The 25,767-nt window shown below is 64.7% G+C and carries 17 protein-coding genes and 1 pseudogene; 6 read left to right on the top strand and 12 right to left on the bottom strand.

Annotation, left to right across the window (positions count from 1 at the left end):
• Positions 1-68: 68 nt before the first annotated feature.
• Genes L0976_RS16325 through L0976_RS16315 form a run of 3 tightly spaced genes read right to left on the bottom strand, consistent with a single transcriptional unit; the run spans position 69 to position 4,483 of the window.
• Positions 69-1,223: an FAD-dependent monooxygenase gene (locus L0976_RS16325; protein WP_234188327.1), complete on the bottom strand. Its 1,155-nt coding sequence runs from the start codon at positions 1,221-1,223 to the stop codon at positions 69-71.
• Between the two features lie 9 nt (positions 1,224-1,232).
• A complete protein-coding gene (locus tag L0976_RS16320; RefSeq protein ID WP_234188326.1) occupies positions 1,233-3,230 on the bottom strand; it encodes a TonB-dependent receptor in 1,998 nt (665 codons plus the stop codon).
• Positions 3,227-4,483 (bottom strand): MFS transporter, encoded by a 1,257-nt coding sequence (locus L0976_RS16315; protein ID WP_234188325.1) that lies wholly within the window; start codon positions 4,481-4,483, stop codon positions 3,227-3,229. The genes L0976_RS16320 and L0976_RS16315 overlap by 4 nt, the downstream gene beginning before the upstream one ends.
• Positions 4,484-4,589: 106 nt before the next feature.
• On the opposite strand from L0976_RS16315, the gene L0976_RS16310 reads away from it, so the two are divergent.
• Positions 4,590-5,591 (top strand): AraC family transcriptional regulator, encoded by a 1,002-nt coding sequence (locus L0976_RS16310; RefSeq protein WP_203316381.1) that lies wholly within the window; start codon positions 4,590-4,592, stop codon positions 5,589-5,591.
• The gene (locus tag L0976_RS16305; RefSeq protein WP_234188324.1) at positions 5,575-5,841 is read left to right on the top strand and encodes a hypothetical protein; all 267 of its coding nucleotides are present in this window, start codon (positions 5,575-5,577) and stop codon (positions 5,839-5,841) included. The genes L0976_RS16310 and L0976_RS16305 overlap by 17 nt, the downstream gene beginning before the upstream one ends.
• Before the next feature lie 149 nt (positions 5,842-5,990).
• Here L0976_RS16305 and L0976_RS16300 read toward each other — a convergent pair.
• Positions 5,991-7,549 (bottom strand): annotated as a pseudogene (locus tag L0976_RS16300) (ISL3 family transposase).
• A 163-nt stretch (positions 7,550-7,712) separates the two neighbouring features.
• Here L0976_RS16300 and L0976_RS16295 point away from each other — a divergent pair.
• Entirely contained in the window at positions 7,713-8,246 is a 534-nt protein-coding gene (locus L0976_RS16295; protein ID WP_304951721.1) for a MucR family transcriptional regulator, read from the top strand.
• A 200-nt stretch (positions 8,247-8,446) separates the two neighbouring features.
• On the opposite strand, the gene L0976_RS16290 is transcribed toward L0976_RS16295, so the two are convergent.
• From L0976_RS16290 to L0976_RS16270, 5 genes are all read right to left on the bottom strand, one after another.
• A complete protein-coding gene (locus tag L0976_RS16290; RefSeq protein ID WP_234188323.1) occupies positions 8,447-9,409 on the bottom strand; it encodes an electron transfer flavoprotein subunit alpha/FixB family protein in 963 nt (320 codons plus the stop codon).
• A 1-nt stretch (position 9,410) separates the two neighbouring features.
• Complete coding sequence (locus L0976_RS16285) at positions 9,411-12,485, bottom strand: heterodisulfide reductase-related iron-sulfur binding cluster (RefSeq protein WP_234188322.1); 3,075 nt, start codon at positions 12,483-12,485, stop codon at positions 9,411-9,413.
• A 55-nt stretch (positions 12,486-12,540) separates the two neighbouring features.
• Positions 12,541-14,745, bottom strand: a complete 2,205-nt coding sequence (locus L0976_RS16280; RefSeq protein ID WP_203316376.1) for an FAD-dependent oxidoreductase — start codon at positions 14,743-14,745, stop codon at positions 12,541-12,543.
• Positions 14,746-14,969: 224 nt separating this feature from the next.
• Positions 14,970-16,376, bottom strand: a complete 1,407-nt coding sequence (locus L0976_RS16275; RefSeq protein ID WP_234188321.1) for a sigma 54-interacting transcriptional regulator — start codon at positions 16,374-16,376, stop codon at positions 14,970-14,972.
• Positions 16,373-17,512, bottom strand: coding sequence for a hypothetical protein (locus L0976_RS16270; RefSeq protein WP_234188320.1), 1,140 nt, complete (start codon positions 17,510-17,512; stop codon positions 16,373-16,375). Before L0976_RS16270 ends, L0976_RS16275 begins: the two co-directional genes overlap by 4 nt.
• A 324-nt stretch (positions 17,513-17,836) precedes the next feature.
• On the opposite strand from L0976_RS16270, the gene L0976_RS16265 reads away from it, so the two are divergent.
• From L0976_RS16265 to L0976_RS16255, 3 genes are all read left to right on the top strand, one after another.
• On the top strand, positions 17,837-19,291 hold the full coding sequence (locus L0976_RS16265) for an APC family permease (RefSeq protein ID WP_234188319.1): 1,455 nt from the start codon (positions 17,837-17,839) through the stop codon (positions 19,289-19,291).
• 68 nt (positions 19,292-19,359) lie between these two features.
• Entirely contained in the window at positions 19,360-20,790 is a 1,431-nt protein-coding gene (locus L0976_RS16260) for a gamma-aminobutyraldehyde dehydrogenase (RefSeq protein WP_234188318.1), read from the top strand.
• 364 nt (positions 20,791-21,154) lie between these two features.
• The gene (locus tag L0976_RS16255) at positions 21,155-22,060 is read left to right on the top strand and encodes a LysR family transcriptional regulator (protein ID WP_234188317.1); all 906 of its coding nucleotides are present in this window, start codon (positions 21,155-21,157) and stop codon (positions 22,058-22,060) included.
• A 27-nt stretch (positions 22,061-22,087) separates the two neighbouring features.
• Here the strand turns inward: L0976_RS16255 and L0976_RS16250 are convergent, their stop codons facing one another.
• The 3 genes from L0976_RS16250 to L0976_RS16240 are packed head-to-tail and all read right to left on the bottom strand — an operon-like array spanning position 22,088 to position 25,763.
• Entirely contained in the window at positions 22,088-23,461 is a 1,374-nt protein-coding gene (locus L0976_RS16250; RefSeq protein WP_234188316.1) for an FAD/NAD(P)-binding oxidoreductase, read from the bottom strand.
• Positions 23,449-23,775: a (2Fe-2S)-binding protein gene (locus tag L0976_RS16245; RefSeq protein WP_234188315.1), complete on the bottom strand. Its 327-nt coding sequence runs from the start codon at positions 23,773-23,775 to the stop codon at positions 23,449-23,451. Before L0976_RS16245 ends, L0976_RS16250 begins: the two co-directional genes overlap by 13 nt.
• Positions 23,772-25,763 carry a hydantoinase B/oxoprolinase family protein gene (locus L0976_RS16240; protein WP_234188314.1) on the bottom strand — a complete coding sequence of 664 codons (1,992 nt, stop codon included), beginning with the start codon at positions 25,761-25,763 and terminating at the stop codon, positions 23,772-23,774. Before L0976_RS16240 ends, L0976_RS16245 begins: the two co-directional genes overlap by 4 nt.
• Between the last annotated feature and the right edge of the window lie 4 nt (positions 25,764-25,767).

The following is a 25,767-nucleotide window of genomic DNA, read 5'->3' as shown; positions in this document are numbered from 1 at the left end:
AAGCGCTCGAAGGTGGTTATCGCTCCACGTCTCGTGCCAGCGTGCTTGTGACTGAGGTGGCGGAGGGCTCAGTCAAGTTCCACCGGGGGTGCCGCCAGCCGGCTCGACGTGAACCGGATAAGGAGCGGCGACAGCATGATCGGCAGGATCCACGACTGCATACGCATGCCGAAGGTGCTCTGCGGAATGTAGTGGCCACCGATCTTGCGCGAGACCGCCTGCATCCTCGTTACCAGCGGCCGCATGCGCGCCTCGTAGCTATCGAGCGCTTCCGGAAGGCTTTTTCTCGCGAGTTCCGATGCGAGAATGTACGCGCCGGCCATAGCCGTCGACGTTCCCTGTCCCGCCAGAAAGGTCAGACACCAGGCGGAATCGCCCAGCAGCGCTATACGACCCTTCGACCATTTCGGGACCTCGATTTGTGAGACCGTGTCGAAAAAGGCGTCGTCCCAGTCGATTGCGGAGGTGAGGGCGGAGGCGACAGGTTCGGGCCAATCGCCGAATTCCTTTTGGAGAATGGCGCGGCGTGCCTCTGGATCGAGGCGATCCGTCCGCTCGTCCCGCCAGCAGAACAAGGTGGCCGCCGTGCCGTCGCCGACAGCGTAGAGACCGCCCTGGTGGTCGATATCCATCATGCCGACGAAGCTCGCACCGAGTGGCTTGGCCAGCGGCACACGCCAGGCGCTGGCGCGGTAGCCGAGCGGTCGGAGAAAATCCTTGTGCGGGCCGAAGGCCAGGGCGCGGACGGCGCTGCGATAGCCGTCTGCGCCGATGACGAGGTCGAAGCGGTCGCGATTACCGTTGGAGAATGTGGCGGTTACACCGGTGCCGTCATCTTCGAGCGCCGTAACCGTGGTCTCGTAGTGGACAGGGCATTGCCCCTCGACCGCATCATTCAGGATCTCCTGGAAGTCGTTGCGCATGACGGCGAGGAGGCGGCCCTCCGCCGCCTTCGCCAGCACGCGGTAGTCGTAGGAGAAGAGCTTGCGTCCGCGTTTGTCCAGGTGGTGTGCGGGACCGAGCGGCATGGCCTTCGCGCGAAACGCCTCGACAAGACCAAGCTTCTCCGCGACGCGCCAGCCGTTGACATGGAGGCCGATGGAATAACCGCCAGTGCGGCCGCGCGGGGCCTTTTCCACAATGACGGGCTCGATGCCATGGCGCAGCAGGCAGGCGGCAAAGGTCAGGCCCGCAGGCCCGCCGCCGACAATGAGGATACGCATGGGGCCTCCTCAGAACGTCATGTTGATGCGGCCGCCGATCGTGCGACCCTGACCGAGCTGGTAGAGATTGCCGAGGCCGGGATACTGGAAGCCATAGGTCGTGTAGGTCTTGTCGAAGACATTCGTGACGAAGGCTTCGGCCGTGACCTTTTCGTCGATTTCCCACTTCACGCCGACATCCGCCAGCGCATAGCCCTTCTGCCCGATCGTGTTGGTCTCGTCGAAATAGTGCTTGCCGACATAGGTGAGACCGACATAGGGAACGAGCGCTCCGCGACCGTTGGACATCTCGACGCGATAGTCCAACATGAGGTTTGCCGTGAACTCAGGAGCATAGGGCACAGTGTTGCCGGTCAGGTCGGTGCCGGGTGTTGCCGGGTTCTTGTAGTCGGTAAAGCGCGTGTGGTTGTAGGCAAGGCCCACGGTGATGCCGAGTTCTTCGGTGGGCTTAGCGCGTACCTTCAGGTCGATGCCCTTGGACATGACCTCGCCGACATTCTGCAGGTATTGCCACGGCTGCACATCGACAAACATCTGATAGTCTTTGGTGATGTTGTAGTAGGCGGAGAGCTGCGCCTCCAGCGTGCCGGCTTCGTCGCGATACTTCAGCCCCACTTCGCCGTTGTAGGTGTGCTGGGGGTCGTAGGTGAAGGCGTTGTTGGTGGAGGTGACATTGCGCGTGAAGCCGCCCGCCTTGAAGCCGGTGCTGAGAAGGCCATAGGCGCGCCATTCGTCGCTCAAGCCATAGCTGACGCCCAGCTTCGGCGAAAGGGCGGTAAAGCTGTTGTCGTCGTTGAAATTCACGCCGCCGGCCGCTTCGGCCGCCGCATGTTCATAATCCAGGCGCAGACCGGGCGAGATGTCGAGCCGGTCGGTGGGATGCCAGGTCAGATCGCCAAACAGCGCATAGGAATCGATCTTTTGCTGCGACGTCTGGCTCGCAACCGGCACGCTCCGCGTAAAATCGAGATGCTGGTAGTAGAGGCCGGCCACATAGTCGATCGGGCTGCCCTGGTCTGGATTGGAGGCGATGCGCAGTTCCTGGCTCAACGTCCACTGCCGTTCCGGCGTGTAGGTGCCGAAGACCGTGCGGTCGAGATCGCTTTTCTGGTAGCCCGTCAAAGCCGTAACCGTGGCGAACCCGAGATCGTAAGCGGCGTTTATACCGAAGTTCCAGGTGTCGAGATCATATTGCGACGGTGCGGGGTAGGCGATGCGATCTTTCAGCATCGATTCCAGGACGAAGTACTCCTCCGTCGAGGACACATGGCCTCGGCCCGCCGAGACGGTCACGTCCCAGGGGCTGTCCGTCGGCGCATAACGCAGGCGGACCTGGCCGTTGACGTCCCGCGTGCCGCCGACATCTTCGCCGGTCATTGTTGTGTAGGTATCGTTTCCGTTCAGGAAGGAAAAGTTCGCGTCACCATAGAGAACGTCGTCGATAATCGGCGTGCTGGCATGGAAAGTGCCGCCGGCGCCCTGATCCGTGAGGTCGGCATCAAAGCCGATGCGTGCCTCGCTATCGGGTTTGCGGGTGACGATATTGATGACGCCGCCGATTGCACCGCGGCCATAGAGCGATCCCTGCGGACCATAGAGCAACTCGACGCTTTCGAGTTCGCCCGGCAGGGAGCGGGTCAGGTTGAAGCTGTCCTGCGGCAGGCCATCGACATAGACCTGCGTGCTCGGATTATAGAAATCGAGCGAGGCCTGGCCACGAATGGTGAAGTTGGCATAGGTGCGGCTGGAGCGCGAACGGATGTTCACGTCGGGGAAGATACGGTCTAGATCGGCCACCGTATCGATATCGCGCGTCAGTAACTCGTCGGCATTGGCAATGTCCGTCGCGGACGGCAGCAGGAAATAGTCCTCGCTGCGCTTCGTTGCGGTGATGATGATCGGTTCGAGCGTCGAGGTCTCGGCGGTGTCTTGCGCCGCGGAGATCTGCGGGGAGAGGCTGGCGGCAAGGGCGAGGAGGAAAACGCCGGGCAAGCGGTGACGCATCATGGTTCCGATACCTTTTCTGGAAGTGCAAAATTCTGTGACGCCTTCGCGGAGGCGCCGAGTGTGCGGGGCGCGAGGACGATGGCGGCGAGGATGAAGAGGGCCGAGGCGGCAAACAGCCAGCCATAGCCGAAGGCATTGCCGAGCACGCCGGCCACGGAGGAAGCCCCAATGGCGAGGATCGCATCGATGCTCTGGAGTGCTGCAAAGTCCGTCGCCGTCTGCTCGGGGTTGCACCAGTTCATCATGGCCGCGTAGAGTGCGACGAAGGAGAAGGCGGCAGCACCGACCTGCACCAGGAGGATGCCGAGCGCGAGCGTCGGCGTGGCCACGCCGGTAAATTCTGTAGCGGCAAGGGCGAGAAGCAGCAGGGCATTGAGGATCGCGGCGATGACGATCGACCGTGTACTCCCTGCCGCCTGTACAAGGAGTGCACCGAGCGAGGAGGCGATGAAGCCTGCGACAGCGCCGCCGGCGCCGCGCAGCAGGCCGATCGTATCCAGTGCGATGCCCTTGTCGACCAGATAGGGGCCGGTCAGCGCCGAGCCCATGCGAAGGCCAATCTGGTAGACGACGAGGAAGGCGAGGCCATACATCAGGGCACGATTTCGGATCGTTTTCCTGAAGCCGACCGCCTGTGCGGTGGACGCGGCCCGCATGCGCGGACCGGCGAGGTTGCTGCAAAGGAAAACCGGAATGGTGAGCAGGCAGACGAAACCGGCCATCGCAGCCATGGAAACCGTCCATCCTGCATGCTGGTAGACGACGAGCCAGAGCCCGCCGCCGATCAGGAAGCCGAGATAGGCGCCGGCCGTCGAGGCACCGCTGGCAAGCCCACGCGTTTCTGCGTCGGAAGCCCGGACGGCGAGGGAGTCCGTGGCGATATCCTGCGTGGCGGCGAAAACGCCCATGACAAGCAGTACAGCGGCGAGTGCTGCCATATGGGTTTGCGGCGGAAGGGCAGTGGCGGCGAGGAAGCAAAGGATGATGCCGGACTGGCAGAGCAGGATCCAGCTGCGTTCGCTGAGGAACCGGTCGATCAGCGGCGCCCAGAGGAATTTCAGCGCCCAGGGCAGGAAGAGCACGGCAAGATAGCCGATCTGGTCGAGCGGCATGCTGGCATCGCGCAGCACGACGGGCAGGGCCGTCTGCACCATGGAGCCCGTGACGGACTGGGCGGCATAGAGCCCGGCCAGCAGGCCGAGCACGGCCCAGCTTGCCGAGCGTCCGGCAAAATTCGTAAAAGCAGTCGACATGACCCCTCGCAATGCAATTCGCGACCTCACTAGGCTGATGTATAAAACTTGACTATTGTAATCAGGTTCAGGGATATTGCGATCGGGTCTATTATTTGGTGAGCAGATGAATCTCCGTGTGGAACAGCGCGCTCTGGCGCAGTCCGATCAGGACGATGTGGTCGTGCTTGGCCCGAGCCCGGCCGACTCGAGTTTCTCCGCGACATCGACCGAGGGCGCCTACAAGATCCTCGGCGTGCGACCGGGCCTCACCATTTCGGTGTTCGACATGGTGATCGGTGCCGATTTTGTCGGCCGCTTCGCGACGGAGCCCTGTGTTGCCATCGACTTTCTGTTCGAAGCTTCGGGTCAGGGATGGCTTTTGGGCAGCGACGCCGAGCAGCGGCTGTCATCGATCCCCTACCGGCCGGGCCGCATCTATATGATGGCGGCGCCGCAGGGTTCCGTCGGGCTTTACGATGTGCCGGTCGGCACCCGCTTCAAGGGGATGGACATCCGGGTCGATATCGGGCTCTGGCAGAAGCTTGGCGCAGGTGATCTCCTCGCCAATCTTGACGAGCATCATGCGCTGCACATGGCGTCCGGCAATGGCACCTGGGTCGGCGTGCTGCCGGTGCCGCCGGATCTTCTGGCCGTTGCACGCGCGCTGTTTGACAGTGCCATGGTGGACAGCGACGATCTCGCCTTCGAGGCGCGCGCCCTCGACATCATCAATGCGTCCATCGCCGCGATGCGCCGCACCCCGCCAGCGCAGACTGTCCCGCCGCGCGACCGCCGTCCGCTTCAGCGCGCCCGCGACCTGCTGATCGCGGAGCTAGCACGTCCGTGGACGCTGGACGATCTCGCCGGCGAGGTGGGGCTGACGCAGAAGCGGCTGAAATGCGGCTTCAAGAGCCTCTATGGCTTTGCCGTCTATGCTTTCCTTAAAGAGCAGCGACTGCTGGAAGCCCGTCGTGTTATCGAGAGCGGCGAGATGAACGTAACGCAGGCTGCGAATGCCGTCGGTTACAGCAATCCAAGCCATTTCTCCCAGTTGTTCCTGCGTCGCTTCGGCATGCAGCCTTCACGCGTTCTGGCATTGCGATCGGCTGATGAGGAGTTTTTTTAACCAGGTCCAGCTCCATCGTGAGCTGGCCGACCTTGCGTTCGAGCGCCGCAATGTGGGCCTCGTACTCGGCGATGACGCTGGCCTCAGCCTCCTCATCGTTCAGTTCGCCGCGATCAAACTGCGTCAGCCACAATTGGATGAGGTTGTCCGAAACGCCATACGTGCGCTGTGCGTCGCGCCGCCCGATAACGCCGTTTCGGATATCTTGGCAAAGCTGCAACTTGAACGGCGTCGAATGCCGTCGATATGACCTCGGGACTTCATGAGCCTTCTCCCATTGAGGCCCACAGAGCGTATCAGTTTTTCGTTTCCTGCGGTCCAGCCCGAGGGGGTCACTCCACGTGGCCTGATATTTCCATTGAGAATTGCCTCTGACGAACTTTTGCTGAAGTAGAATGGCTAGATCGCGCCGATCAATCGAGCCTGCGGCAGATCGAGTTTTGCGCGTCCATACATCTGGTGTTTGATCAGTTTCAGCCGCGTGATCTGCCCCTCGGTCTGCCCATTTGACCATGGCGAAACGATTGCGTTCCGAACCGCGGCAATGTCCTTCTCGACACCGCCCGCAAACGACCCAACCAGGCTGATCTTTGCCACCTGGAGCCATTCATCAAGCTTGGCTGCGGCCTTCGCACGGATCATGGACTGGAAGTCTCCAATAGCTGTACGGGCGACCACGAGTTCCGGGACGTCCACTTCGATCGCTGCCACCAAAATCGCTTCGGTTTTCGCCAGATCATCACGCGCCGCCGTCATCAGGCGGGCAATGACCCGCGCCGACGGCGTTGGTGCAAGCCCGCTCTGGTTCGCTCTCTCTGCCAACCGTCGACTTTGAGCCCACTGTGAGACGACACCGCTTTGTCCAGCAAAACCTTTTGTTGGTATCTCGTGGCAGAGCGCTAGGGCGTTGCGAGCGCCTTCTTCCCACCGGCCATTGAGCCAAGGCAGCCGGCTATCCAATGAATTGGGTCGCGTAAGGAAGACGTCGAAGCGCTGGCCCCGCAGAACATCGCGAACGAGCATTCGGCTGTGACCGGTTTGCCGAACAATTTGGCGAATGGAGGTCCCCTTCTTTGACAGCTCCGGGATCGCCTCATTCGTTTCCTGCCGACGGAGGTATCCTTCGTATTGGAGCTTTTCGGCGTAGGTTAGAAGCTCGGGGTCGATGACATTGCTGCCGACCGCCTGCCTGATCTGACGCATGGACTTGCCGACAGCATCCAGAAACGCTCGGTTCGAGCTCTCCATGAGGTGCCAGCCATCAGCTACCCGATCGGTGTCGGGCGGCGCCTTTGCGATTGCTTCGCCATACCCACCGCCACGGTCGCGGGCGACCTTCGATATCGGAGAGTGTGCAGCGAGCCAGGCTAGAGAGGTATCCAGAGCTCGATACGGCAGAAGGGTGACGGGTCGCCTGCGCTCCAGGTCACAAACGATCGTTCCATAGGTTTGGCTGCGCCGAAAGGCAAAGTCATCGATGCCGACGATGGACAGCTCATCTTTAGGTTCAACGATGCGACGACGAACCACGCGCAATAGCGTATCATTGCTAACTGGCACCATGAGACGGTTTGCGAAGGCTGCAGCAGGTCGGCCGCCGAGCGCCAGACCAAGATGATGCACGATCGTATCGAGCTGCTGGGTGCGCCGAGCGCAACGAGCTAGAACGCAGTCCTCGAACCGTTCGCAGAAGATGGGACAGCGTCGCACCAAAAGCGGCGCGCTACGATCGTCAGTTCCACTCGGCGGCCACCAATTAGCAGGCCGGCAGGCCGGCGCAAATATCGGCTTTGGACGCGTCGGCTCTGCCGCCCGCAGTCCGGGCAAGCCCCCATCGGTGAGCGCGATCTCAAGAGAATATGGACGATCTCACCGACAATCTTGACTGACTTCGCTACGAAGCCGTCCGGCGCGAGGCTTGCACGCTGAAACCGATGACGGAACGCTCGGCACGACAGTCGCTCGTTCACAAGGCCGGGACCTGTGTCCCGGCCTGCCTCCGGAGATGTACGTTCATCTTCAGCGACTTAGCGGCCGGGGTGCGCGTGTGCTCATCCGCCGACCATATGGTGCCGTTGACTGCTGCGCGGCCTGGGGCACTTGCCAGATAGGAGACGTTCGATGAGCGGAGCGGAAACGGCATCGAAAGAAGAGAGCACACCGACGGGCGAGGAGGAGGGCCATGATTTCTGCCTCTGTAGGACGGCGGAGATCGTCACTGCCTATGTCTCGTGCCACGTCGTTATGCGAAGTGAGTTGCCTGGTCTCATCGAAAGCACCTACAGGGAGCTTTCGAGGATCGCCAAGGGCGGGAAAGCGGGCGGGGATGGCGTATCCATGCCTCCAACGCCCGCCGTGCCGATCCGCTCGTCGGTCACTGCGGATGCCATTATCTGCCTGGAAGACGGCAAGTCCTTCAAGTCTCTACGGCGCCATATCAAGACGAGCTTCAACCTGACGCCGGACGAATATCGCCGGAAATGGGGATTGCCTTCCAACTATCCCATGGTGGCGCCGAACTACTCGTTGCAGCTTCGCGCCTTGCCAGGCGCATCGGACTTGGACGCATGGCAAAGGGCCGGAAGAGGCCGTGACCCGCGCGCCGCTCAAACTGGAGTTGCCTTTGCAAGGGCTCGCGATGCGCGGACACTTTGATCTTTCGGTGCTTGCGGAGCGTATATCGCTTAGCGAAAGAGGACGGGTGAAAGCTCGGGGCGACAGCCGGCTTCGTTGTCCAGATGGCTTTCCCGCGCCGGGTGCGCGCATGTCGGCAGCGGGATCGCAAGCCGGGACGTTCCATGTCGCTTCTGTCGAATACCAACGGGACATGCATCGGCTTCGTCTTTCCACCGGGCCTAGTTAAACTCCCTTTCCAGAGCATCGGCGAATTCGAATACATCGATTGCCGCTCCATAGGTCGCGACGGTGTAGATCGGCGCATTCCGGTCGGTGTTGATGGCGATGATGGTCTCCACATGCTTCATGCCGTGCAGGTGCTGCACGGCACCGGAAATGCCGAGCGCGACGTAAAGCTTGCAATTCTGTGCCACCTTGCCGGAAAGGCCCACCTGATGCGCCTTTGGCAGCCAGCCGGAATCGGCGATCGGCCGCGAGCAGCCGAAGGCCGCTCCCAGGCGTTCGGCCAGCGCGCGAAAGCGCTCGATGTTCTTCTCGTCCTGGATGCCGCGGCCGACCGAGAGGATGAACTCGGCCCTGGTGATGTCGACGTCCGCGGGAGGCGGATCGACATAGCCTTTGTGCTCCGCCGTATGTGCGGCCGCCGGCTGGAGGTCGAGCGGCACGATGCGCAGCAGCGCGCTGCCGGACGGCGGCGGCTTGCCGCTGCCGCCGCGCAGCATCAGCGTCGTCACGCAGGGATCGGTGATGTCGATCTTCGTCACCACCTTGTTGCCGTAGCCGCCGCGCAGCGCCAGAAGCCGTCCGCCGTCGGCCTCGATTCCGAAGGCGTCGCTGACGAAACTGCCGCCAAGCCTGACGGCGAGCGCCGGGCCGAAGCCCATACCGTTCACGCTGTGGCCGAGCATGACGAGCCTTGGCTTTTCCGCCAGCGCCAGGCGATGGGCCGCCTCCTCGTAGACGGCCGGGTCGAAATGCGCGCCGGCCTCCACCGCCAGCACCTCGTCGACCCCGTCGAGCGCCAGGTCCGCATGGTAGCGCACGGGATCGTCCGCAATCACCGCCACCACGAGCGGTCCGCCGACCGTCGCCTTCAACTCGCGCGCCAGGCCGATCACCTCGCCGGTCTGCGGGCTCAGATTGCCGCGCAGATGCTCGGCGAGGACCAGAATTCCACCCATTTCACCCTCCCTTCCTCTCGCGGACGATGGCCGCGATGCGTGCGGCGACCTCGGCCGCGGACCCTTCCAGCATTGACGCCTGGCCGGCCGGCGGCCGATCCATCGCGGCGACCCGGCGGCCGGTCGCCTCCGCGCCGATCGCCTCCACGGCGGCCTCCGCCACGGGCTTCGACCGCGCTTCCTTGATCATGCGCATGGTGGCGTAACGCGGCACGTTGGCGCCCGACTGGATCGACAGCACCGCCGGCGCCGGCAGGCTCTGGCGGTGGCGAACGCCGCCCTCCAGTTCACGGGTGATGTCGAGGCGACCCCTGCCATCCCATTGCATCTCCACCACCACCGCGGCATGCGACCAGCCGAGGACGCCGCCGAGTGCGGCGGCGGTCGCACCGTTGGCGAAGTCGCTCGACTGGACGCCGGTAAGAACGAGATCGGCGGCTTCCTGCAACGCTACCCCGGCGAGCAAGGCGGCGACCGCGATCGGATCGGCCGGGGAGGCGGCCTCGCTCCAGACGCGGACGCCGCGATGCGCCCCCTTGGCAAGCGCCTTGCGCAGCGACGGTTCGGCTTCTTCCGGGCCGATGGTCACGGCGACCACCTCTCCTGCGCCCAAGCCTTCGACAAGCTGCAGCGCCGCCTCGATCGCGGTCTCGTCGAACTCGTTCAACTGATGGTCGAGATCCTCGGGCATGACGTCGAGGCCATCGGGGCGGAAGCGGAACTCGTCGCCGAGCTTGCCGACATGCTTGACGGCAACGAGGACGCGGACCCCGGTCCTGGCCGGGCGATCGTAGTCGGCAATCAATGCCGGCGCGACGGGCACGACCGACCATCCGCCGGCAACGCTCGGCTCGGCGTCCGCCGTCCGAGGGTGCGGGGCCGGGGTGGTGAAGCCTTCGGCCGGAAGGGCGGGCGGGGCCGCCAACAGCCGGCCCGAGTGGCCGGCAAGCGCCTGGATGAGCTCCGGCACGACGCGCGCGGTCACCTTCTCGGCCAGGCTTTCGGCGATGCGGTTCACCAGCTCCGGCAGGTGGCTTGCGGGGATCGCCCGCAACTCGACCGCCTCGGCCACCAGTTCGGCGATGTCGGCGACCAGGAAGTCGTCCTCGTGGCCGCTTGCCTTTCGTGCATCTTCAAACATCGTCAGATCCTTCGGGCAGCAGGTTACGAATATGTCGATATTTTCGAGCGCGGCCGCCTCGTGCATACGGCCGTGCGACGGTTTTTCCACGCCCGGCGGATCGGGTGTCCAAATCCGCCCGCCGCCTGCGCCGCAACAGAAGGAATTGTCGCGCGAGCGCGGCATTTCCACGAGCTCGCAGCCGATGGCGCGCAGCACCCGTCGCGGTGCGTCGTATTCCTTGTTGAGCCGTCCGAGATGGCAGGGGTCGTGATAGGTCACGCGCTTGCCGAGCGGTTTCGTCACCTTCAGGCGCCCGCTTTCCAGCCAGTCGGCGAGCACGTTGGTATAGTGCAGCACCTTGCGGTCCCTGACGGCCCCGCCATATTCGTTGCGCAGCGTATTCAGCGAATGCGGATCGGTGGTGACGATCCAGTCGAAGGACGACTGCGCCATCTGCGCGCCGTTGTGGGATAACAGTGCCTCGAACAGTCCTTCCTCGCCCACGCGGCGAATGTCGTTGCCGGCCGTGCGCTCGCTGTCGAACAGGATACCGAAATCGAGGCCGCCCGCGTTGAACAGCCGTGCGACGAGGCGCGAGATCGTCTGCGAGCGCGGATCGAACGAGGCGAAGTCGCCGACGAACCACAGCGCCTCGACCGGTTCCTTGCGCGCATCCTTGACGGGAAACGAGAGCTCGCGCGTCCACGCGCCGCGTTTGCGGGCGGGCTCGCCGAAGCTGTTGCCGACATTGGCGACCGTCTCCAGAACGCCGCGCAGCGTCGGGTCCATCTCACCCCTGTCGACGAGCGCGCGGCGCATCTTCAGGATCTTGACGGGCTGCTCGATGCCGACGGGACAGATTTCGGCACATGCGCCGCAGCCAAGGCAGGCCCAGAGCGTTTCCGGCGGGATCACCTGATGCGGATCGGCGCCGCCGCCGCCCGCCTGCGCCAGCAGGCGCAGGTCGAGGATGACGTCGCGCGGGCTCAGCGGGTAGTTGCTGCCCCGCGCCGGGCATGCATCGTGGCAGCGGCCGCATTTGGTGCAGGCATCGAAATGCAGGAGATCGCGCCAGGAAAAATCGTCCATGCGCGTGACGCCGACCGGCTCGCCCTCGGCGACGTCGGGAAGGCGGGCGACGCTGCGGCTGTCGCGCACGGCGAGCGAGCCGAAGGCGGCGACCATGTGCTTGCCCTTTGTCCAGGTGACGCCGGCAATGAAGGCAAGCGCCAGCACGCCGTGGACCCACCAGTTGGCCCGGCGCACCGCCGCGGCGCCCGCCGCATCGAGTCCGAGGCCGGAGAGCAGCCTGCCGAGCGCGGCGCCGGCTGGCGAAAGATCGGAAAGCGGCGGTCTTTCGACGATCAGGCGGACAGCCTCCTGCAAGAAGCCGGAGAGCGCGATCAGGAGCAGCGTGACCAGGAATATCCAGTCCTCGATCTTCCAGGCCGTCGCCCGTGGCAGCGGCGCGGTGTCACCGCGGTAGCGGCGCACGTAATCGAGTTTCGCAAGGCCGAACCAGGCGCGGCGCGCGATCATCATCACAAGGCCGGCGATCAGCATCAGCCCGGCGATGTCCATCACCAGGCTGAAGCCGAGGTAGAACCAGCCCTTCCAGAAGGTCAGGCCGGTGAGTGGCTTCACGATGTCGTATTCGAGCGTGATGGTCGAGGTGCCGATGAACAGCGTGGCGAAGCTGAAGAAGATCAGCTTGTGCGCGGTTCCCGCATAAGGATCGCGGCGGCTCAGCGTGCGGTGCGTGACGACGTCGTCGAGCATCCGCCGCAGGCCGCCCCGCCAGTCGACGGGCACGCCCGCCGGCCGGCCGCGACGATAGCGCAGCATGTGCCGCGCCAGTCCGGCGACGAAGGCTGCGATGGCGGCGATCGCGATCAGGTAGAATATCCCGAAGGCGAACGGGGAGAATTGCGAGAACAGTTCGCGCGTTTGCATGGTGCGGGCTCCGAAGGGGGGGCGGCGCCACAATCGCGGGGCGCCGCCCTGCCGGTCAGACGGCAGGCTCGACGACCGGGCGGCGGTCGCCGAGGGCGGGCACGGTCTCCGAACCCCAGAGCTGCCGTTCGCGGATCCACGGCAGCGGGTATTGCGGGTGTTCGCTGTCGAATTCGCGCGCCAGGCGGTGGCCATCGAACACGGCGTCGGAAATTTGCCTTGGTGCATGGCAGTCGCCGACCCTGTAGACGGCCTGCAGTCCGTTCGCCTCCCATTCGCCGCGCCGCTGCTTCAGTTCGGCGAAGAGCCCCTGGTCCGGCACGCGGGAGGTGACGAGGATGACGGCGTCCGCATCCAGCAAGGTGACGTCGGTGCCTTCGCGGCGCGGCATCCTGCCGTTTTCAGGGTCGGTGAGGGCCCAGCCGTGGCGGTAGAGGTAGAACAGCGTGAGCTTGCCGTCCTCGTAGGATTCGACCCAATGGTTGCGCAGGATGGCGATGCCCTTCTCGTGCATCATGCGCTTGTTGTTCTGCACTTCCATGGTGAACTGGCTGTATTCGGCCGGGTCCGACATATTGGTGACGAGCGTCACCTTCTTGCCGAGATCGGCGGCGAATTCCGCCATGCTGACGCCGGTGAAATGGCCGTCGCCGTCGAGCACCACCACACGTTCGCCGGGGATCGGCTTGCCGGCCATGATCTGCTCGGGGGTGAGACAGGTCGGTAGCGAGGCGTCGCAGCCGGGCAGCGTGCCGTGGCCTTCGGCGCCGAGGCCGTCGGTCGCCCAGTGCGAGCCGGTGGCGATCACCACCTTGTCGGCGCCGTAGGCCAGCACGTCGTCTGCCGTCATCTTGCCGACACCGAGATGCACCTCGACATTCTTCATCTTGGCAAGCTGGATCTGGCGATATGTGGTGACACGGCCCCATTCGTTCATGCGCGGATAGCGGATGACGTTGCGCAGGTGCCCGCCGAGCTCGGCCTCCGCCTCGCGCAGGTGCACGTCGTAGCCGCGCTCGCCGAGCACGCGGGCGCATTCCATGCCGGCCGGGCCGCCGCCGACCACCAGCACGGAACAGCTGTCGTTCGTCCTGGTGAAGCGTTCCGGATGCCAGCCGCGGCGGTATTCCTCCATGGCGGTGGCATTCTGGGTACAGTTGAGCAGGCCGGACTGGTTGAACTTGGAGACGCACTGGTTGCAGCCGATGCACTCGCGGATGTCTTCGGGCCGCCCCTCTTCGATCTTCTTCGGCAGGAAGGGATCGGCGATCGACGGGCGGGCGGCGCCGATGATGTCGGCGATGCCGCCGCGGATGACGGCGACCATGTCGTCGGGGCTGGTGTAGCGGCCGTTGACGACGACCGGCGTGTCGCCGACGACGCCCTTGGTTTCCCGGACGAAGGGCAGCATCCAGCCCGACTTGCGGAAGCGCGAGGTGCCGGCATCCTCGCCCCATTCCTCGTAGTCGCCGATCTTCACCGCCCAGAGATCGCACACGCCTTCCCTGTGCATCAGTTCGACGAAGCGGATGCCCTCGTCCTTGGCCTGCAGGCCGTGTGGGCCCTGCAGGGTATCGAGCTCGAAGCGGGTGGTGATGGCGCTGGTGTCGCCGCAGGCCTTCTTGAGCGCGGTCATGATCTCGATATAGAGGCGGGCGCGGTTTTCCAGCGAACCGCCGTACTTGTCCGTGCGCTTGTTGTAGCGGCGCTCGAGGAACTGGATCGGGACCGTGCTGTCGCCGCCGGTGACCTCGAGCAGGTCGAAGCCGGCGTCCTGCGCCCGCCTGGCCGCCAGCACGTACATGTTGATGATCGCCTTGATGTCGTCCTCGTCGCATTCGGCGGCATAGATGGTGCGTGCCGGGAGCAGGTTGGACGGCAGGCAGGAGGCCGACCGGGGGACTTCGCGCGATTCGAGCCGCGGCGAATGGATGCCGCCGTACCAGAGCTGCACCCCGGAAAGACAGCCGTGCTTGTGGATCTCGTCGCACATGGCGCCGAGGTTGCGGACGTCGCCTTCGTCCCACAGGCGGGCGGAGGTGTAGGGGAATTCGTCGGATTCCGGGTGGATCGAACAGAATTCGGTGAAGACGACACCCCAGCCGCCTTCGGCCTTGGTGCCGCGGAACAGGGCCTGCGTCCCGGGCCGCTCCGAGCCGACCCCGGCACAGTGCGACGTCTGGAAGAACCGGTTCGGCGACACTTTCGGGCCGATCTTCACCTTGTCGAACAGGATATCGTATTTCTGGTCACGCGCCATTTCCCAAACCTCCTCCGTTAGGGGAACTCTTTGCTGTCGTTCGCCGGAAACTTTGCAAAGCGCGTGCCAATTTTATTTATTGATATATTTTCAATGGCTTGATTTCATTCCAGTTGCTTTCGGAGTCTGCTTGGATCGGGATTTGCTTCACATTCGCAGCGCCGTGATGCTTTTTGGCATCGCCGGGTGGCGAGAAGAGACTATGCCGGAAAGATCGGTGGAGGCTATTCCTGCAGCTTGCGCAGGAGCGAGGCTATATCGATGCCCAGCGCCCGGGCGGCCTGGCGCTTGGAAGGCGCGGCCCTGAGCGCGTTCTCGATGAGGCGGCGTTCATAGGCCTTCACCCGCGTCTTCAAAGGCTGCCCGACGACAGCATCCTCGTCATCATCGAGCGAGGGTGGGGCCTGAAGCGGCTCGCCCCGCAAGCCCGACACCATTTGCGGCGGGAGGTGCTCGACGCCGGCGACCTCGTCCGCCAGCAGGTCAAGGCGGCCGATGATGCCGATCAGTTCCCGCATGTTGCCGGGGTAACTGTGTTCGACCATCAGCCGGCGACAGTCCTGCGACAGGACCAGCCGACACCGGCGCGTGAGGTTGAGGTTCGCGACCATCGTGTCGATGAGCCCCGGCAACTCTTCCCGATATTCCCGAAGAGGCGGAACCGTGAGGGGAATCATCGCGATGCGATAGTAGAGATCCTCGCGAAAGCACCGTTCGCGGACATCCTCGGCCAGATCGCGATTGGTCGCGCAGACGACGAACACGTCGACCGCCTTCTGCCGGACGCCCCCGACAGGCTGGATGCAACCATCCTCCAGGAACTTCAACAGCTTGGCCTGCTGGGAGCGCGGCATGTCGCCAATCTCATCGAGAAACAGGGTGCCGCCGCTGGCGGCCTCGATGAAGCCGGGCTTGCCGCTTGCAAGTGCCCCGGTGAAGGCGCCGCGCTCATAGCCGAACATCTCCGCCTCGAACAGCGTCTCGCTGATACTGGAACAGTTGACGTGAACGAAAGGACGGTCGACGCCGATGGCCTGCCGGTGCATCTGCATGACCAGCGTTGTCTTGCCGACACCCGTTTCGCCGAGAAGCAAGATGCGGCGACGCGCCTGGAAGGCGCGCACGCCAAGCTCGATCAGCGGCTCGAGCCGGCTCTGGTAGAGCGGCAGCGTATCGCTGCGCAGGAGCGGCCGCGTCTCGGCCGTCTTCGGCCGGGCGGTGCCCGTTGCGGGCAGATGGAGCAGCGCAAGGCTGATGCAGGGCATACCGGCCCTGGCCAGAACATGAAGCGATGCCGGAACCTCGCCGGACTCGTCGCGCAATCGCAGCATGAGGCTGCGATGGCCGATGGTATGTCCGCTCGCCAGCGGCTTCAGGTCGACCCGGCTCCTGGCCGACATGACCTCCACCGAAACGCCGCAGGCAACGGATCGGTGGATGCCGGTCGTCGCTTCGGCGGCCTTGTTGAGCGCAAGGATACGGTGTTCCTCGTCCAGGACGATCACGGCCCTGTCCAGGACATCGATGAATTGCTGGAACCCGTCCTCGCTGCAAAGCTTGAGCAACGCGTCGGGATCGATGCTGTTCGGGTTGGGATCGAGGCGAAACGGGGCGATCTTGCTGCGCTTCATGTCCCGGCTCCGGTCTCGGTTTCCAACTGCCGGGCGGTGACGGTGAGGTAGGCGGTGCCGGCGGCAAAGGCTCCCTGTTCGGTGACGGACTGCCAGCGGCAGGCGACGAGGTGATGCTGCGTATGACCGGACGCAAGCGGAAGTGGCAGCACGATCTCCCGGGGCTCGCCGGTTCCGGCGGACCGGAAGGCCATGCGCGCCGCGACGTGGGCGAGCGGCCCGAAGGCGAGCCGCCAGGCGATGTTTTCCGTGATCACCGTTCCGTCGGAACGGATAAGACAGGCCGGCATCGGCAGCAGCTCGAAGGCGAGCGCCGCGTAGTCGGCACGTTCGGCCTGGGCGCCGAAGCCGCCCGACTTGACCTCGCGCAGCGTGCCCCAGAGGCGGTGCAGTTTCCCGTCCGCGATATCGGCACGCACGTCGTTTTCCATCAGGACCGGCGTGCCGTCGTGCCGGATATCCTCCGAAATCGCGCCTTCGACCTGGAAACCGTTGGCGATCACCTCACGGATGAAAGCCTCGTTCACGGTGTTGCGAGGCCAATGGAACCGGACATCGTGGTCGTTGAGGCTTCTTTCATCGCGCAGGCCGTAAGCGCGCGCCATGGCGGTGTTGCACATGCACCAGACAGCCGGATGCTCGAAGATCTGGTCGACGATCTCGTCGACGCCCAGCTTGACGTTGACCGGCCGGTCGAAACGGATGCACCAGATTGCCTCCCGGGCTTTCTGGATGATCGACCAGAGAATCTCGTTGCTCTCCACCAGCCCCCTGAAGGCGGTCTCCGTGTCGAGGCCTGGCGCCTTGAACACGTCCAGAACCGGCTGCTCCTGCGTGCCGCCCCTGACGGCGATGGCCATCAGCTCGATTCGCACGCCGTCGGCGCGCAGCATCGTCACCGGAAAGGCAGAGGGACCGCCCGACCCCTCTTCGGAGAGCATTGCCAGCAAGCGGCGCAGCGAGGCCGCGTCGTAGAGCCGGTCGGCTGCGAGCCCGGTCAGCACGCCGTCGGAATGGCCCAGAAGCCCGGCTTCAGCAGGGCTGACCGAAATGAGCACGGCACGGGAATCGAGACGATCGCAAAGAAGAGTTTCGGCGAAGCCGTAGGGCCCGACCGCCGCCTTCCGCATGTTCATTTAGCGTCCCCCCAGCGCTATCCAACTGCTGCACAATCTCACCAGAAACGCTGCAACAACGCAACATGCCTTCACCGGGCCGAAGCGGCCCCTTTTCTAACGGTTTGAAACATAGACGTTTTTGAGAGTGGCACGGTTCATGCTTTTTGGAGGACGTGACGGGGATGAGGGAAGACGACGGCCACTGCATGTGGATCCGTCCATGCTGGACAGCATGCCCTGCTTGCAGGATCTCGACACCATCTTCCCTGGATCGGCGGAGGGCGATCCGGTGCGGACGGTGCCGTGAGTTCACGATCATGCGGATACATAATGGAGGAGCATATGACCGCAGCCAAACAAATGAACGACCGGGCGGATGACGCCCAGTTGGAAGCACTGGGCTATACGGCCTCGTTCGATCGAAAGATGTCGTTGTGGGGAAACTTCGCCCTCGGCTTCACCTACCTGTCGCCGGTCGTCGGCGTCTACACTCTCTTCGCCTTCGCACTGGCGACGGGCGGCGCGCCGATGTTCTGGAGCTATCTCCTCGTCGGCATCGGCCAGTTCCTCGTCTGTCTGGTCTTTGCGGAGATCGTTTCGCAATATCCGATAGCGGGAGGCGTCTATCCCTGGGCACGCCGCCTGATCGGCGACCGCTGGGGATGGATGACAGGTTGGGTATACCTCTGGGCGCTCGCCACCACCGTCGCAGCCGTCGCCATGGGCGCCGGTCCCTATCTTGCCGCACTGGCGGGTTTCGAACCCTCGCCCTTCGTCAATACCGTGACGGCGATCCTGATCATCGCGGTCTCGACACTCTTCAACCTCGCCGGCACGAAGGTGCTCGCCCGCGTCGCGATGATGGGTTTCCTGTGTGAACTCGGCGGGGCGCTGATCGTTGGCGCGTGGTTGCTGGCATTCGGCCGCGAACAGCCCTTCTCCGTGCTGTTCGATACCTTTTCCGTCACGGGCGAGGGCAGCTATCTGCCCGCGTTCCTGGCGGCGGGGCTCGCGGGGATATTCCAATACTACGGCTTCGAGGCGTGCGGGGACGTCGCCGAGGAGGTTCCGAACCCCAGCCGGGCAATCCCGCGCGCCATGCGCCTGACGATCTATGTCGGGGGTGCCGCGGCCATGTTCGTCTGTCTTGCCCTGATCCTGGCCGTCAAGGACATCGGCGCCGTGATCGCCGGGCAGGATACCGATCCGGTCTGGACGGTGCTGACCACCAATTTCGGCGAAACCGGTGCGCGGGTCGTGCTGCTTGTCGTCCTGGTGTCGTTCCTGTCCTGCGTGCTGAGCTTGCAGGCCGCCGCCAGCCGCCTCATGTTCTCCTTCGCCCGGGACGGCATGCTGCCCGCCTCCAGGGCGCTGGCAAGGCTGTCGTCCACGCATGTCCCGAATGTCGCCCTGGTGATCTGCGGGATCGTTCCGGCAATCATCACCGTGGGCGGCTATTTCCTCAGCAACGCCGTTGCCGTGGTGGTCAGCTTCGCGGCCGTCGGGATCTACATTGCCTTCCAGATGGTGGTGTTTGCGGCGATATCGGCGCGGCTGCGCGGCTGGAAGCCATCGGGTCCGTTCAACCTTCGGGGATGGGGCGTTCCCGTCACGCTGCTCTCCTTCGCCTATGGGGTTTCGGCGATCATAAACCTCGCATGGCCACGCATGCCCGATGCCAACTGGTACGAGAACTATGCCGTGCTGCTGACCAGTGCGGTCGTCGTGGCGGCCGGGCTGTTCGTTCTGCCGTTCATGCGGCGCGCTGCCGGAGGCCCGGCCGTCGCCGGCGAGTAAGAAGCGGACCGGGGTGGCGGGCGCGGGAGGCGCCCGCCCCAAGGCCGATAATTCCCAGGAGTTATGCAATGGATAGCCAGATGCTCATCGGCGGTGACTTTCTCGATGGAGAAGGCGCCGAACAGGAAATCGTCAACCCGAAAACAGGCGCGGTCATCACGCGCCTCGCCGAGGCCGGTACAGCGCAGGTGGAGAAGGCGGTGGCGGCGGCCGCACGGGTCTTTCCCGCATGGTCGGCGACGACGCCGGCGGAACGTTCGTCCTGCCTTCTCAAGATCGCCGACGCCATCGAGAAGGAGGCGGAGGCCTTTGCCTCACTGGAAGCGCTCAATTGCGGCAAGCCCATCAACGCCGTCCGCAACGATGAAATGCCGGCGATCGTCGATTGCTGGCGCTTCTTCGCCGGCGCCGTCCGGTCCATGCAGGCTCCCGTGGCGGCGGAGTATCTGCCGAACCACACCTCCATGATCCGCCGCGATGCTCTCGGCATCGTGGGCTCCATCGCGCCATGGAATTATCCGCTGATGATGATGACGTGGAAGCTTGCTCCTGCGCTTGCCGGCGGCAACACCGTCGTCTTCAAGCCTTCTGAACTGACGCCGCTGACGGCCCTCAAGATGGCGCATCTTCTCTCGGCCATCCTGCCGGAGGGTGTCGTCAACATCGTGTTCGGCCGCGGCGAGACGATCGGCAATGCGATCATACATCATCCCGGGGTCGACATGGTTTCGATCACGGGGGATGTCGCGACCGGAAAGAAGGTGCTCAGCGCAGCGGCTGGCACCGTGAAGCGGACCCATCTCGAACTTGGCGGCAAAGCGCCGGTCGTTGTCTTCAACGATGCCGATATGGACGCCGTCGTCCGTGGGGTCCGGACGTTCGGCTATTACAATGCCGGACAGGACTGTACCGCTGCCTGCCGTATCTATGCGCAGGACGGTATCTACGAGAAGCTCGTAGCCGATCTTGCCGGCGCCGTTTCCACGCTGGCTTTTGACAGGCCCGACGACACGGAGAACGAACTCGGTCCCCTGATCTCGAGACGGCAGCGTGACCGGGTGGAGAGCTTCGTGACGCGCGCGGCCGAACAAAGGCATATCGAGATCGTGACCGGCGGCGGCGTTGCGGGCGAACGCGGCTTCTTCTTCCGGCCGACCGTCGTCGCCGGCGCATTGCAGGACGACGAGATCGTGCGTCGCGAGGTTTTCGGTCCGGTGGTTACCGTGACGCGCTTTTCCGATGCCGAGCAGGCGATGCAATGGGCGAACGACAGCGACTATGGCCTTGCCTCGTCGATCTGGACGAAGGATATCGGCAAGGCCATGCGCCTTGCCGCACGGCTTCGGTACGGCTGCACATGGATCAACACGCATTTCATGCTTTGCAGCGAGATGCCGCACGGAGGCATGAAGCAGTCCGGATATGGCAAGGACATGTCGATCTATGCGCTGGAGGATTACACGGTGCCCCGGCATGTGATGATCTCGTTCGCCGACTGACAGGCAGGAAAAAGATCCGGCCTGCCTTGCCATGTCGGGCGGCAGGCCGGACTCGGTTCGCCGGCTGTCCCCACAGCTTGCCTTACGATTCAAGCGGCTACGCGCCTGCTGCGGGCCGTGCGCACCATGGGTACGCACGAGGAACCTTCCGTCCCGCCGATACCGGAGATTCGGGCATTGGCGCGTAAGGCCGTCGTCGTCGCATATTTCGATCCTTGCGGCGGCCTGCCGGTTCACTTCGTCGATGCAGCGGCACAGCCTTCATCGGTCTCGGGCTTTTTGGCAATTGATCACACACGGTCCTTTGCGCATGATCTCCAGAGGCGATGGCGGCAAGGCCGCGTTCAACAAGAGTGAAAAACCCATGCAGGCTCGGCAGCTTGAAGTCTTCTGTATGCTCATGCGATGCGGCACCGTGACGGGAGCGGCCTCGATGCTGAACATCTCGCAGCCCGCGCTCAGCCAGATCCTGCTCCATGCGGAAGACCAACTCGGCTTCAAGCTGTTCAACCGCGTGCGCGGAAAACTCGTGCCGACCCGGGAGGCCGAGGAGCTCTATCCAGAATGCGAGCGTATCTTCGCCGAGCTCGGCGCATTGCGGCGGCGCACGACGGACATGCGGTTCGGGCGGACGGGCCTGATCCGGGTCGCGGCCTCCGCGCCGCCGGCCATGTCGGTCGTTCCGAAAGCCCTGCTGGCGTTTCGCGCCACCCATCCCGATGTCGTGGTGCGCTCTCTCATCGCCCCCCTCATCAACATCGTCGACATGATCCAGAACGGCGACGCGCCGCTCGGCGTGGTCATGAACAACATGGCGCGGCCGGGCATCGAGGTGGAGACGCTCGGCCATGCCGAGCTGGTCTGCATCATGCCGGAGAACCATCGGCTGGCGGAGAGGGAGGAGATCGGCTTTGCCGAGCTTCAGGACGAGACGCTGATCTCCTATCGGGCCAGCACGCTTCCCGGGCGCCTTCTGCTGAGCGCTGCCGCTACCGAAAAGCAGATGTTCAATCCGGTGATCGAGATCGACATATCCATCACCGCTCTTCCCTTCGTCCGGGACGGCTTCGGCGTCGCGATCGTCGACGGGCTGCTGCCATGGGAGCAGTTCCCCGGCCTCGTGCGCCGGCCCTTGAAGCAGCGCACCACCGTGCCGATCGCGCTGCTGACGAGCAAGGATCGCCCACTGACGGGCAGTCACAGCGATATGCGGGACAATCTCCGGGAGGCCTGCGCCGCCGTGTTGCGTGCAAAGGGACGCGAATCCTGAAGGCAGCCGCCGCGATCGGCAGCCGTTTCACGCGTCCCGTATCCACGCCCCGATCGGCAGGGGGCGAACGGGCGCCTGGTCCCGCAGGCGCCCTGCCTCGGCGGGATCGATCGCCGCGTCGGCGGCGATGATTTCCGCAGCCGCGAGTTGGCAGAACCGCCCCTGGCAGCGGCCCATGCCCACCCGGGCGAGCGATTTCACCCGGTTGACCTCAGTCCCGCCCAGTGCGGCGCCCTCCCGGAGCCCGGCAGCAGTCACCCCCTCACACCGGCAGACGACCGTTTCGTCCGGAAGCTGCCGGACCATCTGCGCGGGCCAGGGAAAGGCCCGGGCCATTGCCCGCGCGAAGCGTTCGCAGCGGGCAAGCCGGCGAAGATCGCCAGCGCTGTCCGGGGCGGGCAAGTCCATATCCGAAAGGCAGGCGCATGCCGCAAGACGGCCGGCGATCTCCGCCCCGTCAGCGCCCAGGATGCGCAGGCCGTCGCCGGCAAGGTAGAGGTTGCCGCCCGCACGGCCCATGCGGTCGGCGCGCGGCAGCCATTGCAACCAGTCGGCATCGTAATCGAACCGGCAGCCCGCAAGGGCGGCCAGTTGCGTCTCGGCCCGCAGGTGCCATCCGAGGGCAACCATGTCGCAGGCCGTTTCGCGGGCCTTGCCGCCCGCGTCGCACCATCGGATGGCGACCGGCCCGGTGCTGTCGGTGTCGATGCCGGTGATGGTCACCCCGGCATGGTAAAGCTTCCCGAGCCGTGCGCGCATCGCCAGGCCGCGCAGGACGAGCCGCGGCCGGCTCAGCATCCCGAACAGGCCGGCAAGCTGGTTTCGCAGGCCGGACGTATCGAGGACGGCGACGACGCCCGCGCCGGCTTCGAGAAGCTGGTAGGCGACGAGCGTCAGAAGCGGGCCGGATCCTGCGAGCACGATCGACCTGCCGAGCGCGACGCCCTGCGCCTTCAGTGCGATCTGCGCGGCACCGAGGCTGTAGACGCCGGGCGCCTGCCAGCCGGGCACGGGCGCCACGCGATCCGTGGCGCCGGTCGCGATGATCAGCCGGTCATAGCCAATTTCGCGGCGTCCTGCCGGTGTCAGCGCGTGAAGCACGTTTTCGGCGTGGGAGAGCACGGATGTCGCCGGGAGATAATCGATAGTGCCGGACGCGACCATGCCGTCGAAAACCGCATGAAGGTCGACCGCTTTGCTTGCTTCGGAGCCGTAGAGAGCTTCGGCCCGGCGCTTGAATGCCGGCGGGGGGCGGCGATAGCTCTGGCCGCCCGCCCGGGCGCCCTCGTCGATCACCACCGGCTTCACTCCGGCTGCAACCAGCGTCTGCGCCGCGCGGATGCCGGCGGGGCCGGCACCGACGATCACGACGCGCACGGCATTCGGCCTCACCGCAACCATCCTTCCGGCTCCGTCGTCGTGAGCCGCATGCCTTCGACCAGATGGGTGGAGCAAGCGCGCAGCCGCGTGCCGTCTTCCTGCCAGATCCAGCAGTCCTGGCAGGCACCCATGAGGCAGAAGCCCGCCCGGTTCTCCGGCCCGAACTCCGACCGCCTGACGCTCGTCCTGACGGAGAGGACCGCGGTCAGCACGGTATCGCCGGCAAGAGCCTCGCAGTCGGTTCCGTCGAGGCGGAAGCCGACATGCGGTCTTTCGAGCTCCGACAGGCGGACGAGCCTGCCGACACCCTGGCCATGTCGCCGCGCCTGCGTCACTCCGCGGCCCCCTTCGCCGTGGCCTTCGTTTCCGGCATTTCCCTGAAGCGCGTCCTGACATCGTCGAAGGCCGCCGCCACGCCCTCGGGCCCGGAGCGCCCCTCCATGCGACGGAAGATCTCCGTCTTGGCGAAGAAGCGCCAGTGGATGGGAAGGCCTGCAAGAATATCGGTGAGCAGGTCGTAGGCGGCGCGGGTCCACTGTGCCTCGTAGCCCTCTCGCTCCGGGCCGTAGTGGAACTGTCCGGTGGCCGGCTTCCGCATCTTCGCCCTCAGCACCTCTGTCGCGGCGTCGTCGGCCGCGCCATCGCGGATCACGACGCCATAGTCGTTCGCGGCGGCCGCCGGCGAGACGTAACCGCGCGCCACGTCCCGGGCGACGCGCCAGACTTCGCGCTCCAGCGGATCGCCGCGGCCTCCGCCTCCGGCGGAGCGGATCTCGAGCACGTCGCCCGGCTGCAGGGTCGCCGTATCGATATTGCCGAGCCGGCGATAGTCGTCACGCCCGGGATTGAGGACCATGTCGGAGAGCCCGGCGGCACGGCCGCCGAGGAAGCCCCAGGGGCGGAAGAAGCTGCGATCGCGATTGCGCGCGGTGATGCGGCTGTCGGGAGTGAAGACGCGGAACGCCATTTCCGTCGCAAGGCCGCCGCGCCAGCGCCCCGCCCCGCCGCTATCCCTGGCAAGGCCGTATTTGACGAACTCGATCGGCACTTCGGTCTCGGTGATCTCGATCGGCGTGTTCTTGAGATACGCGGCATCGGCGCCGGAACCATTGGTGCCGTCGCGATGCGGCATCCCGCCGCCGCCGCCGACCACCGGATTGACGGCGGCGATGACCGTGCGTCCCGTCCGCTCGTCCGTCGTCATGACGTTGACGATGCAATTGTTGCCGGCCGGGGCCGCCGGCAGCCTGTCGGGCACGGCCTGGCAGAAAGCGCCGAAGACAACGGAGCGCAGGCGTGCGCAGGTCAGCGAGCGCATGCCGACGGCGGCGGGCGAGACCGGGTTGAGGACGCTGCCTTTCGGCGTGATGCAGGTGAACGGCCGTGTCAGGCCGGTGTTGAGGAGAATCCGGGGGTTGAGCGTGTAGAGCACATAGTAGACGCCGACGAGCAGCATCGTGTGGCGGGGATCGCCGCCGGACGGCACGTTGAGCGACGAGCCGAGCTGCGGGTCGGAGCCGGTGAAATCGAGGATCGCCTCGTCGCCCCGGATCGTCAGCGTCAGCTTCAGCCGGCATGGATTGGCCTCGACGGAGTCCTCGTCGGCATAGTCCACGAATTCCCATGTGCCGTCCGGCATGGCGCGAAGCAGGGTGCGGGCCTGGGCCTCCGCATGGTCCAGCAGCATCTCGGTTCCGGCGAGGAAGGCGCCCTTGCCGAACTTCTCCACCATGGCGAGGATCTTGCGCTCGCCGGTGTTCAGCGCGCCGACGAGCGCCTTCATGTCGCCGATGTTCAGGTCGGGCTTGCGGACATTGGTCGTGATGACCTTGAGGATGGCCTCGTCGAAGACGCCTTCGTTGACGAGCTTCATCGGCGGGAAGCGGATGCCTTCCTGATGGATCTCGGTGAGGGCCCGCGACAGCGATGCCGGCACGGCGCCCCCCATGTCCGTGTTGTGGATGTGCCCGGCCGTCCAGGCGATGATCTCGCCGTCGTAAAAAACGGGCTTCCAGAGATGGGTGTCGGGGGCATGCGTCGCGACGAAGCAGGAATAGGGATCGTTCGTGAAGGCGACGTCACCCGGCTTGTAGCCATCGATCATCTCGATGGCCCGGGTATAGGTGAGGCCCGGATACCAGGTCGCCCCCAGCCCCATCGGCACCCCGAACGTATCGCCCCGACGGTTGACCAGCATGACCGTGAAATCCTCCGTCTCCTTGACGAAGGCCGAATGCGCCGTCCTCTGCAGGGTATAGGCCATGTTCTCGGCGGCCGCACGGGTGTGGTTGGCGAACACCTGAAGGTTCACGGGATCGAACATGGAC

Source organism: Shinella sp. NM-101 (genome assembly GCF_021401195.1).
Taxonomy (GTDB): domain Bacteria; phylum Pseudomonadota; class Alphaproteobacteria; order Rhizobiales; family Rhizobiaceae; genus Shinella.
This window is presented reverse-complemented; position numbering and strand designations above follow the sequence as displayed.